Here is an 11,501-nt window from a genome sequence, read left to right on the forward strand (position 1 = left end):
TTTATATATAAAATTAGAATTAAGAAAGTATTTAATTTTGTAATATTGACATAAGTATACCAAAGTAGTAATATAAATATAAAAACATATAGTTTTTAAAACTACATGAATAAACATAAAGGGTACGTAAGAAAATATATATAAATAAATTATATGTTAGGGAGGTTGAGAAGGTGAATATTAAGGAATGTTACAATTTTGTGGTTTACGGAGACTCTATTACTAAAGGAGTAGTGTATGATGAAACAAAGCAACGATATGTAGTTTTGAAAGAAAATTTCGTAAATCTAGTAGCTAATAATATAAAGGCTGCTATTTATAATGCTGGTAAGTTTGGGAATAATATTATAAGAGCCTTACAAAAGTTTGAAATAGATGTTTTAAAGAAAAATCCAGATATCCTTCTAATAGAGTTCGGCGGTAATGATTGTGATTATGATTGGAAGGCTATTGCTAGTAATCCAGAGGGGCAATTCTCACCTAAGACAGATTTAGAGCTTTTCTCTAAAACTTTAAATAATATTATTGATTATTGCAGAAAGCTCAATATAATTCCAATGCTAATGACTCTGCCACCGCTGGACTCTAAACGCTATTTTAAATGGATCTGCAAAAACCAAAGTGAAGCAGAAAAAAATATCTTGAAGTGGCTGGGAGACGTGAATAGAATCTACTATTGGCAGGAACAATATAGTAAGAAGATAGAAGAACTGGCAAATAAAAATAATGTACAGCTCATTGATGTAAGAGAGGCCTTCTTAATGGAAAAGGAATATAGCAAGTATTTGTGCATCGATGGTATACATCCAAACAAAGAAGGTCATAAACTAATAGCAAATAAGGTTATGGATTACTTGAATAATAATCTAGATTATATTTTAATATAATATATTATTTAAATTAGCAAATTAAGTATAAAAGAGCGCCTATATTTCAAGGCGCGTTTTTTTAGTAGAAGGTTTAAAGATTTTTATGGTAAAATAGATTTAAGGCTTAAAAAAAATGTAGAAGTAGTATATAATATATCTATGAATGTATTATATTGTTAAATATTGCAATAAACTATGATTACACGGCTTATTATCACATTATTACCTGCACGGAGGAGAAGACATGGATATTGATGCTGCTATTAAGAAGATAGTTTTAGGCAAACCCTTTGGTTTGACTATGGTTAAGGGTGCACAGCGTTCAGGTAAAACTATGATTGCAGCTTATAGAGCATTATATTTGAAGAGCAGTTATTGTTTATATGAAGGTGAAAATGTTTTAGTTGTAGCAACAGAGCAGACAAATATCGATCTGCTTAAAAAGTTTTATGAAATTGCCAAAAGACAGTTTGAAGATGATTATAGAACCTTATTCTCTTTATTAAGTGAAGAAAAGGTGAACTTTTTTACTATAGAGGATTTAGTGGATAAGTATTATTCACAATATATAAGTAATAGTAAAATTAAGCCTTTAATTATAAATAAAGAGGAACAGATAGCTATATTAGCAGAATGTGTAGAAGAGCTTAAATCTCAATACAATAAAGTAAGGTTTATTAAGGATGCCAATGTAGATTTTATAGCTGATGAGATAAATTGGATAAAGTCTAATGATTTTAATAACCTAGAAGAATACATGAAGGCAGATCGCTTTTACAGAAGCAAGAAAAAAGGTCATCCTGTTAGATTAAACAAGAAATCCAAGTCTAGAGAAGCTATTTGTAGTGTTATGAAACTTTATATCAATAAACTTAAGGAAAGAAATCTTATTGATCTTTTAGACAAAGAAAAAATAGCTTTACAGGCAATTTTAAGCTGCAGTACAGAAGGTTATACTCATATGGTTGTAGATGATGCTCATAGATTAAGTAGACTTCAAATTAATATATTAATGGCCTTAAATAGTAAAAGAGCATATTCTAGCATGATGCTTATGGTAGATCATAAGGCAGAACCTATTGATGGAGCTTGGATTGTAAAAGGAAGAAGACAGAAGGATTTAGGTTTTGAAGTAAATATGAGATGTTCATACTTAAAAAAGGAAGTAGCACCTATGGTTTTTAAGGATATTAAAGTAGAAGATAAAAAGCAAAATAATAAGTTTTCTGTAGAAAAATATTGCTTTGTAGATATTAGACATCGACGAAGCTTTCTTTTCCAAATAGATACAGCTAACAGCGACGAAGTTATCTTATTACAGGATGATAAGGAATTACCTTGTGAAAAGGATGAATTGAAGACTATTCCTGTTTATAGCAATATAGCTGCAGGAGAACCTATCACAATAAATCCAGAAGTAGAGGGCACCTTTAATATACCTAATTATTGGATAAAGGGAATGAAGGACTGCTTTATGCTTAAGGTAAAAGGTGATAGTATGATTGGAGCAGGTATCGATGATGGAGACTTTGTTGTTATAAGAAGACAGAGTACTGCCAATAATAAAGACATAGTAGCTGTAGAACTAGATGGCAGTGCTACATTAAAGAGATTAAGCATAGATAAAAATGATATAATGCTTGTACCTGAAAATGATAAGTATTCCCCAATATCAATAAAAGAGCGAGAGGCTTTAGTTTTAGGTGTTGTAGTAGGTATAATTAAAAATGCTGCTTAAATTAGTTTGAATATGTAAAAAACAACTTCAAATAACTAAAATAATATGAGAAATATCATATGTAAAAGCGACTTAAGTCAAAGGATTTTAGTCGCTTTTTCTGTTGATAATAAGTTCACAATTAATTTTAATATCATATATTATAGTATAGTTATTCTTGGAGTGGTGGGAGTTGTTATACGCGCTTATTTTAGCAGGAGGAAAAGGAACCAGATTATATCCCTTATCAAGAGCTAATAATCCTAAACAGTTTTTAAAACTTATAAATAATAAAAGTTTTTTAAGGAATACAGTTGATAGAATAAAACCTTTAGTTGATAAGGATAATATTTATGTTGTTACTAACGAAGATTATGTAGATAAGGTTAAGGCAGAACTAAGTGAGTTAGCTTCTAGTAATATAATTGTAGAACCGGAAAATAAGGAAACGGCTACCTGTATTGGATTGTCTGCGGTAAAATTATTAAAGAGGGACAAAGATGCGGTGCTTATGGTATTTCCATCAGATCATTATATAAATAAAGAAAAGTTATTTTTGGATACTTTAGAACAAGCAGTGGAAATATGTGAAAGAAAGAGAGGTATTGTTACTATAGGTATCCAGCCCACTAGACCGGAAACGGGATATGGATATATACAGATGGGAGATCGCCTAAACAATGTCCTGTCAACTTATAAAGTAGAACGTTTTACAGAAAAACCTAATGTGATGGTAGCTAAGGACTTTTTAATGCAAGGAAACTATTTATGGAATAGTGGTATGTTTATTATGAGGGCGGATGTATTGCTTAGAGAAATAGAAAAATATCTCCCTAAATTGTATAAAAGTCTTATAGAAATATATCAACATATAGGATTAGAAGATGAGGAAGAAGTAATTAAACATCACTACAATTTAATTGATGGTATATCTATTGATTTTGGTGTTATGCAAAAGACAAGAAAGGCCTATGTCATTAAATGTGAGTTTGAATGGGATGATATCGGTACCTTTGAATCTTTATCAAGATTTTTAAAGAATTTTAGACAGAATAAAGTTATCGGTACTACTTATACAGAAGATAGTGAAAATTGCACAATAATTGCTAATGATAAACTGGTCATAGGCTTTGGCATAAAGGATTTAGTGATAGTAGAATCTGATGATGTGGTTTTGATAATGGATAAGAGCAAGGATCAAGAAATTAAACATCTGGTAAACAATATGAAAAATGATGCAGAGGTTAGTAAGTATGTGTAAAATAAAGGAGACCTATCTAGGCCTCCTTTTGCATTTTATTTACCTTAAAAATGCACTCTAATAAACCAAAATTTTATACCCTTATTACTCCAGCCTAAATCCCAAGGTACCTGATTTCTATCTGTATTATGGCAGGTTACTAAAGTGTATCCCTTTGAATCAGCTCCGCTAACCACTGAAACGTGAGTTATTCTACCGCCTTTTTCATAAGCCACTATATCTCCGGGGAGTAACTTATAAGCAGACTTATATACTTTATCATAAGTTCCCTTTATAATAAGAGAACCGCGACCGCTGTTCAATAAATAGTGGGAGAAGCCATCGGCATTAAGCCAAGCTTTTGTAGCTCCATCCTTGTTATGATTCCAGGTAGAGTTTTTCTTAAATCTTCCTGTTTCATAAAGGGTTTGAGAGGCAAAATTAGCACAGTCACCACCTTGAGGGTTATAATCTCCATACTTTTTATTATAGGTAAAATTATATTTTGGGTCGCTGGCGGCACCACAATACTGTTCCATGTATTTAATGGCCTTTAATCTATATTCTGAAATATTGGATAAATCCCTTGCTTCATGACTAGTAATAAATTCTTTAGCATCTTGATATTTTATATTTTCCAAGTTTAAAGAATCTGCAAATGGGTCGGTGTACCATTCTTTTGTAATCCACCATTGATTGTCTTTATTAGTGATATTCATAGTGTGATAGGTTCCAATTCTAAAGATATTTGTAACATCTGGTTCATTTTCATAATGGTACTTATATTCAGTAGAACAGATTAAATACATAGAATATGTATCACCATTCTTTTTCATTGACCGAACCTTAATTGTAGGATTAATAGCTGTAAACACTACCCCTTGCTTTTCCGCCCAGTTATGTAGGTATTTTATTTTCTTTTCTTCATGTTCAAAGGCCCATTGGCTGTATTTTCTACTAGTATCATAGAGAGAATCCATTAACTCAGAATCTCCCAGTAGGGTAGCCTGACTCCTAGCTCTAAACATTCCTTCTACCACTTTTACGATCTCATCATCAATGGTGTTCCTAGAAAACACAGATATGACATTTGTAAAAACTAATATTAACACCAGCGATAGCAAAAATAAAGTAGGACATAGGTGTTTTTTTCTAACTACAATAAAAAAACGCATCTTACTCACCAGCTCATTATTGATTCATAAAGAGTATATGCATTTTTGATATAATGTAGAATTTAAAATTAATATTAGGAAAAGCAAAAAGAAAATGGAGAATGAAATACTTTAAAAATAATGTATAATATAGTAGAATGAAATATACCAGTTAGAAATTAGATATTTATAAATGCGGGGAGATACGCTTATGGAATTAGTTGTAGGGCAGTTTAATGATTCATATGAACCGGTAATGGATGGTGTTGCAAATGTAACAAAAAATTATGCCTATTGGTTGGAGAAAAAGGGATGTAAAACCTATGTAATTACACCTAATGTACCAGGATACCAAGATACTAGCTTTCCAGAGGTAAAAAGATACTTTTCAGTGCCTTTACCATATAGAAGGCCTTATAGATTAGGCATTCCTCAAGTTGATTATTCTTTCAAACATGATGTAAAGAATATTCCCTTTGATATTGTTCATTGCCACAGTCCTTTTAGTTCTGGACAGCTTGCTTTAAAGATTGCAAAAAAAAGAGGTATACCAGCAGTAGCCACCTTTCATTCTAAGTTCTATGATGATTTTAAAGATGCTGTAAAACTGGATTCCTTAGCGAAATTTTTAACTACAATTATTGTAGATTTCTATAATAAGGTAGATTCTGTATGGACAGTAAATCAGTCCACTGCAGACACCCTAAAGGAATATGGTTATAAAGGAAATATTGAGATAGTTTATAATGGAGCGGATTTCCCTATTTATAATGAAGATAAAGAGCTTATTAAGAAAGCTAATGATTATTTAAAAGTAGGTGAAAAAGAGCTTGTATTTTTATTCGTAGGTCAGCATATATGGCAAAAAAACTTAAAGATGCTGATGGAAGCTTTAAGAATATTAAAGATCAAAGAAATAAAATACAAAATGTTCTTTGTAGGCGAGGGAATTGCTAAAAAGAACTTGGAAAAAATGGTAGATGACTATAATCTTAATGAATGTGTTAAATTTTTAGGTTTAATAACAGATAGATCCCTACTTCAATTATGTTTTTTAAGGGCAGATTTGTTTTTATTTCCTTCCCTTTACGATACCTCTGGTATTGTGGTAAGAGAAGCCGCTGCAGTAAAAACACCTTCTTTAGTAATAGCAAATTCCAATGCTGCGGAGGGAATAGAAGACAACGTCAATGGCTTTGTTTCACTAAACAATGAAGAAGCCTTTGCACAAAGGATTATAGAAATAATCAATGACAGAGAAAAACTAAAAATTGTTGGTGAAAGAGCTCAAAAAACTATATATAGAAGTTGGGAAGATATAGTAGAAGAAGTTAAGCTTAGATATATAGAACTAATAAAAAGTAAAAACAAGAAATTTATATAAATAATACACATAAAGTTTGCACTAAATAGTGCAAACTTTTTTTATATTATTTATTTTAAGCGATATAAAATTTAATTTTATGGTCAATAATCATATAGGGGGTAAAAGTAGCAAAAGTGAAATAGGAGGAGAAAATGAAAAAAAGCAACGGCTGGCTAATTAATCTTTTGCTTGTGGCTACTATATTATTTACCACCACTGCATTCTTTTTAGATATTTATAGTATAATAAAAATTATCGATAGACAAAATAAATATCTATCTGTTGTAAAAGATAAATCCAGTGAAGCCAGTGACTCTGTAAATGTGGTTCAAATAAATAATGTGGAAAGTATTGAAGAGAAAATAAGGCTGCAAAAGTGGAAAGAGGAACTAGAGCAACAAATAAAAGACTTTTGGGGTGAAGAACTACCAAAAGTAGGTTTAGTATATTATGATCTTGAAAGAGATCAAAAGATAGCTATAAATGAAGATAAAGTCTTCCTTGCAGCCAGTACTAGTAAGGTGCAAATAAATATGATAACTTATGAACTAGCTAAAAATGGAGACTTATCTTTAGAAGAAGGTATACTTTATTTGGAGGAAGATTTCGCAGAAGGTGCCGGTAGAATATTAGCGGATTATAAAAAAACAGAGCCTATACCAATACAGGTACTTTTGGATTACTCTATAAAATATTCAGATAATATTGCAACAAACATGATAATAAGAAGACTAGGAGGAAGTGTTAATCTTAGGAAATTGGCAAATATAATGGCAGCAACTAATACAGATACGGAAGAGAATTTTGTTACACCTGAGCAACAATTTAGACTGTTGAAACTTCTTTATGATAAAAGAAAGGATAAATACTATTCTCATCTTTTAAAACTTATGAAAAATACAGATTTCCATGATAGGTTAGATAAATACATTCCTAAAAAAATAGTGGCTCATAAAGTAGGAGACTATTCAACCTATGTACATGATGTTGGAATAATTTTTACTGAAAAACCCTACATACTTGTGGTCTATACTAATAACCTGCCAGAATTAATATATAAGCAGCCCCATGAAAGAATAGCAAAACTTTCAAAGTTGATATATGAGGCTCATTTGAAAAAATAAATCTCAATTTTATATAAACTTTGTTATGGTTGGATAACTATTCATCTCTAGTGATAATATAACTCAATTGGCCTAAATTCAATAACATAGCTTTTGGCTTACAGGGCAAAATGATAGTACAAAGAAACAACTAATACTTAAATTTAAAGGAGGAATATAAAATGACATCAAGAAATAATAATAGAGTGTTAGTACCTGAAGCAAAGGCTGGATTAAACAGATTTAAGGCTGAAGTAGCTAGCGAATTAGGATTAGCTAATTATGACGCTCAGGATAAAGGAAATCTTACTTCTAGACAGAATGGTTATGTAGGCGGAACTATGGTTAAGAAAATGGTAGAAGCTTATGAAAAAGGACTACACTAATTAAATAGTGAATATAATAAAGTGGGATAATGCTTTTAGTATTATCCCACATTTTTTTAAAAAAAGTAGTCATATAAATAGGGTATTTTGAATATATAGAAATGGGGGGTGGATTTATGAATAACAAACAAATAATTGATAAGTATACACAGATTGAAAAATTGAGAAATGAAATAAACCAATTAAATGAGGTTTATAATAATTGGACATATTATGATGTAGAAAGTCTTTTATATACAATAAGGGAAAAGCAAGTAACTTTGAGAAATCTAGAAGCTAATACTAGAATAAACAATTTGGAAGAATACTGAATAATTAAAAGTAGCAGCTTATACAAAACTTTTAGTTGCGTGTGAGCTGCTATTTTTATACAATTATTAAAAAGGGGTGGAGGATATGTGTAGTAACTTGGAATTAAAAAGTGAAAATTTGAAATTGAATATAGAAAATTTACCGAATTTCTATTCTACAGAAGAATTTGAGCCTTATGATGGAGTAATAGGTCAAAAAAGAGCTACTCAATCTTTAGAATTAGGGCTAAATATGGATAGTAAGGAGTATAACATATATATTTCAGGAAAAACGGGCACTGGAAAAACAGGATATATTGTTAGAAAAATAGAGGATCATGCAAATAAAATGCCTGCTCCAGAAGATTGGTGTTATGTTTATAATTTTCAGAATCCTAGCGAACCTTTAGCTATTTCTTTAAAAGCTGGTACTGCTGTGAAATTTAAAGAGGATATAGTTAACTTTATTAAATATGTAGCTAAGGAAGCACCAGTGTTTTTTAATTCTCAAAACTATGAAGATGAAAGAAATAGCATTATTGATAAGTATGAAAAAATAATGTTGAATTTAACGAAAAATCTAAGTAGTAAAGCCAAAGAATTAAATTTTGATGTTAGACAAGCTTCCACGGGAGACTTTCTTTTTGTGCCATTAAAAGAAAAAAAGGAGATGACAGAAGAGGAGTTTAATGATTTATCAGAGGAAGAGAAAAATACTTTTGAGCAAGCAGTAGCTACCTTGAGAAATTTATCATTGGATGTAATAAAGCAAACAAAGAATCTTAATAAAAAGATGGAAGAGGAATTAAAGCAACTAGATGATAGAATAGCTGAAAGCATCATTTTAAACCCTATAGAAGAGCTACTACGAGAGTATAGTGTTAATGAAGCAGTAGTAAATTTTCTAAATGAGCTAAAAAAAGATATTATTGAGAATATATCTAATTTTGTTGAAGATGAAGAAAAAAGTGATAAGTCAGAATTGATTAATTTATTTATGCGTAGATATGAGGTAAATGTTATAGTAAGTAATTCTCCTAGCAAGGGTGCTCCGGTAATATTCGCAGATTCCTGTCAAGCTGGACAACTTTTTGGAAGTATACAATATGAAAATAAGTTAGGAAATATGGTAACAGATTTTACTCTTATAACTCCAGGTTATCTTCATAAAGCCAATGGTGGATTTTTAATTATTAAAGCTCACGAATTGTTATCCAATCCTCAGTCATGGCAAATATTAAAAAGGTCCATAAATCTTCAAAGCATAGCTATAGATAATTCTAAATATAGTTTGGATCTTATGCCAATTTCTACAATTAATCCACAGGAGATACCTTTAAAAGTGAAGGTTATACTTCTTGGAAGTAATTATATGTATTCATTGCTTTTGCACCGAGATATGGACTTTGAAAAGCTATTTAAAATTAAGGCAGAATTTGATAGTGAAATAGAAGCTACTGAAGAAAATATAAAAAGTCTAATAGGTTTCTTAAGTAATTATGTAAGGAAAAACAACCTTCTTCATATAAGTCGGGATGGAATTGCCAAGATGCTTAAGTATTCTAGTAGACTTGTTGAAAATAGAAATAAGTTTTCAGCATCTATGAGCAAGGTTCTTAAAATTGTTGATTTGGCAGCTTATTTTGCTAAAGTGGGCAACGCCTCTCTTATAGAAGGAAAACACGTTGACAAAGCTTTAGAGGAAAGTGAAGCTATGCATGGTCTTATAAGAGAAAAAATATTGGATATGTATAATAAGAAGAAATATGTGGTGGATTTAAAAGGTAGCAGTGTTGGTCAAATAAATGGGTTATCTGTGGCACAATATGGAGACTGCACCATAGGTCAACAACATAAAATAACAGTTTCCACCTATGCCGGTAGAGAAGGAATCATCAACATTGAAAGAGAAGCAGAAATGAGTGGAAATATACATGATAAAGGTATGATGATCTTATCAGGATTCCTAGGACAGCTGGTTGGTCAACAAATTCCTATAAGCTTTAATGCTAGCATAGTTTTTGAACAACTGTATTCAGGTATAGAAGGTGATAGTGCTTCTGCAGCAGAACTAATAGCCCTACTATCAAGTCTTTCAGGGGTACCTATAAAGCAAAGTTTAGCTATCACAGGCTCTGTAAATCAGAGAGGAGATATACAGCCTATAGGAGGGGTAAACCATAAAATAGAAGGATTCTTTGACATATGCTCAATATTTGGTTTAGATGGTTCCCATGGAGTTATAATACCTGTTTCAAATTTAGATGAATTAATTTTAAAGGATAAAGTAATAGAAGCGGTAGAAAAGGGCTTATTTCATATATACGCAGTAAATAACATTAAAGAATGTTTAGAAATACTATTGGATTTTTCATCAGAAAAACAGCAAAAAGGAGATGTTTTAGAGAGTATAAAGCAAAAAATACTGATAAAGTTAAAATCCTATAACGATGTACTAAAAGCTTCTTATCTATAGAGGACAGAGGATGAATAAAAAATATAAAAAAGCATAAGGTATATAAGGAGATAAATATGTAACAATATAGCAAGGGGTACATCTATGAGAATTGGATTAGTAAGGCATTTTAAAGTAAATATAAGCAAAGAAAACTTCATGACCGCCGAGCAGTATAACAAATATAGCAAAGACTATGATATTGCTGATGTTATACCTAACGAAGTAGTAATAGATGACCAATGGGATAAATGCTACTGTAGTAGTCTTCCCCGTGCAGTAAAAACCGCCAGAACAATATATCATGGTGAAATAATAATTACGGATAAGCTAAAGGAAATTCCTTCAGTAGCCGCTTTAGCGCTAAATATCCCTCTTCCGTATAATTTCTGGGCAATTGCAAACCGCATAGCCTGGCTAGGAAATCAAAAAATACATCCAGAAGGCAAGAAAGTTACTCTTGAAAGAATTAATGAAATCATGGAAACAATTTTCCTGCAAAAAGAGCAAAATATATTAATAGTGAGCCATGCAGGAACTATGTTTGAAATACAAAAAATTTTAAAGAAAAATGGCTTTAAGGGCAACAGTTTTTTAAAAGCTAAAAATGGTAAATTATATGTTTTTGAAAAGAAATAATAAATGATAAAAATTACCAAAAGTAAAAAGTCTAATTGCTTGAAAATAGACTTTTTACTTTTTTTGTTGTAGCATTAATGATTGCAAAAATGAAGGTTAGTCCTGTGACTGTTGCATGAAATATTGAAAGTCTTTCTAGAAATATTACTTAAAGGTATAAAGAGTATTATATTGAAAAGTGTATTTGTAAACAACTAAGGTAACAGGTAATAATTAGCGATTAAACCTATATATTTATAGTATGGCACTTTATATAGATATAATCTGCCAATCTATCAATAT

10 protein-coding genes are annotated in these 11,501 nt (G+C 30.7%); 9 read left to right on the top strand and 1 reads right to left on the bottom strand.

Going from position 1 to position 11,501, the window contains the following annotated elements; all coding sequences use genetic code 11:
* The first annotated feature begins 173 nt into the window (after window positions 1-173).
* The 3 genes from N3C_RS13915 to N3C_RS13925 all read left to right on the top strand — a co-directional run bounded on the left by N3C_RS13915 (window position 174) and on the right by N3C_RS13925 (window position 3,847).
* Complete coding sequence (locus N3C_RS13915; RefSeq protein WP_074366615.1) at window positions 174-887, top strand: SGNH/GDSL hydrolase family protein; 714 nt, start codon at window positions 174-176, stop codon at window positions 885-887.
* Window positions 888-1,113: 226 nt separating this feature from the next.
* A complete protein-coding gene (gene lexA / locus N3C_RS13920; RefSeq protein WP_074366616.1) occupies window positions 1,114-2,607 on the top strand; it encodes a transcriptional repressor LexA in 1,494 nt (497 codons plus the stop codon).
* A gap of 172 nt (window positions 2,608-2,779) precedes the next feature.
* A complete protein-coding gene (locus N3C_RS13925) occupies window positions 2,780-3,847 on the top strand; it encodes a mannose-1-phosphate guanylyltransferase (RefSeq protein WP_074366617.1) in 1,068 nt (355 codons plus the stop codon).
* Between the two features lie 44 nt (window positions 3,848-3,891).
* Here N3C_RS13925 and N3C_RS13930 read toward each other — a convergent pair whose 3' ends face one another.
* Complete coding sequence (locus tag N3C_RS13930; RefSeq protein WP_074366618.1) at window positions 3,892-5,001, bottom strand: amidase domain-containing protein; 1,110 nt, start codon at window positions 4,999-5,001, stop codon at window positions 3,892-3,894.
* A gap of 190 nt (window positions 5,002-5,191) precedes the next feature.
* Here N3C_RS13930 and N3C_RS13935 point away from each other — a divergent pair, with 190 nt between their 5' ends.
* From N3C_RS13935 to N3C_RS13960, 6 genes are all read left to right on the top strand, one after another.
* Entirely contained in the window at window positions 5,192-6,364 is a 1,173-nt protein-coding gene (locus N3C_RS13935; RefSeq protein WP_074366619.1) for a glycosyltransferase, read from the top strand.
* A 134-nt stretch (window positions 6,365-6,498) separates the two neighbouring features.
* Window positions 6,499-7,470, top strand: a complete 972-nt coding sequence (locus N3C_RS13940) for a serine hydrolase (RefSeq protein WP_074366620.1) — start codon at window positions 6,499-6,501, stop codon at window positions 7,468-7,470.
* A 161-nt stretch (window positions 7,471-7,631) separates the two neighbouring features.
* The gene (locus N3C_RS13945; protein WP_074366621.1) at window positions 7,632-7,835 is read left to right on the top strand and encodes an alpha/beta-type small acid-soluble spore protein; all 204 of its coding nucleotides are present in this window, start codon (window positions 7,632-7,634) and stop codon (window positions 7,833-7,835) included.
* Between the two features lie 116 nt (window positions 7,836-7,951).
* Window positions 7,952-8,146 (top strand): hypothetical protein, encoded by a 195-nt coding sequence (locus tag N3C_RS13950; protein WP_074366622.1) that lies wholly within the window; start codon window positions 7,952-7,954, stop codon window positions 8,144-8,146.
* Window positions 8,147-8,231: 85 nt separating this feature from the next.
* Window positions 8,232-10,601, top strand: coding sequence for a Lon protease family protein (locus N3C_RS13955; protein ID WP_074366623.1), 2,370 nt, complete (start codon window positions 8,232-8,234; stop codon window positions 10,599-10,601).
* An 84-nt stretch (window positions 10,602-10,685) separates the two neighbouring features.
* Window positions 10,686-11,219 carry a histidine phosphatase family protein gene (locus tag N3C_RS13960; RefSeq protein ID WP_074366624.1) on the top strand — a complete coding sequence of 178 codons (534 nt, stop codon included), beginning with the start codon at window positions 10,686-10,688 and terminating at the stop codon, window positions 11,217-11,219.
* Window positions 11,220-11,501: the final 282 nt, after the last annotated feature.

Source organism: Clostridium sp. N3C, from assembly GCF_900095445.1.
Taxonomy (GTDB): domain Bacteria; phylum Bacillota; class Clostridia; order Clostridiales; family Clostridiaceae; genus Clostridium_AU.

What these genes read in the sequence shown, in the direction of transcription:
- lexA (WP_074366616.1), top strand. Translation starts at nt 1,114, where the DNA reads ATGGATATTGATGCTGCTATTAAGAAGATAGTTTTAGGCAAACCCTTT.
- N3C_RS13930 (WP_074366618.1), bottom strand. Translation starts at nt 5,001, where the DNA reads ATGCGTTTTTTTATTGTAGTTAGAAAAAAACACCTATGTCCTACTTTA.
- N3C_RS13935 (WP_074366619.1), top strand. Translation starts at nt 5,192, where the DNA reads ATGGAATTAGTTGTAGGGCAGTTTAATGATTCATATGAACCGGTAATG.
- N3C_RS13940 (WP_074366620.1), top strand. Translation starts at nt 6,499, where the DNA reads ATGAAAAAAAGCAACGGCTGGCTAATTAATCTTTTGCTTGTGGCTACT.
- N3C_RS13945 (WP_074366621.1), top strand. Translation starts at nt 7,632, where the DNA reads ATGACATCAAGAAATAATAATAGAGTGTTAGTACCTGAAGCAAAGGCT.
- N3C_RS13950 (WP_074366622.1), top strand. Translation starts at nt 7,952, where the DNA reads ATGAATAACAAACAAATAATTGATAAGTATACACAGATTGAAAAATTG.
- N3C_RS13955 (WP_074366623.1), top strand. Translation starts at nt 8,232, where the DNA reads ATGTGTAGTAACTTGGAATTAAAAAGTGAAAATTTGAAATTGAATATA.
- N3C_RS13960 (WP_074366624.1), top strand. Translation starts at nt 10,686, where the DNA reads ATGAGAATTGGATTAGTAAGGCATTTTAAAGTAAATATAAGCAAAGAA.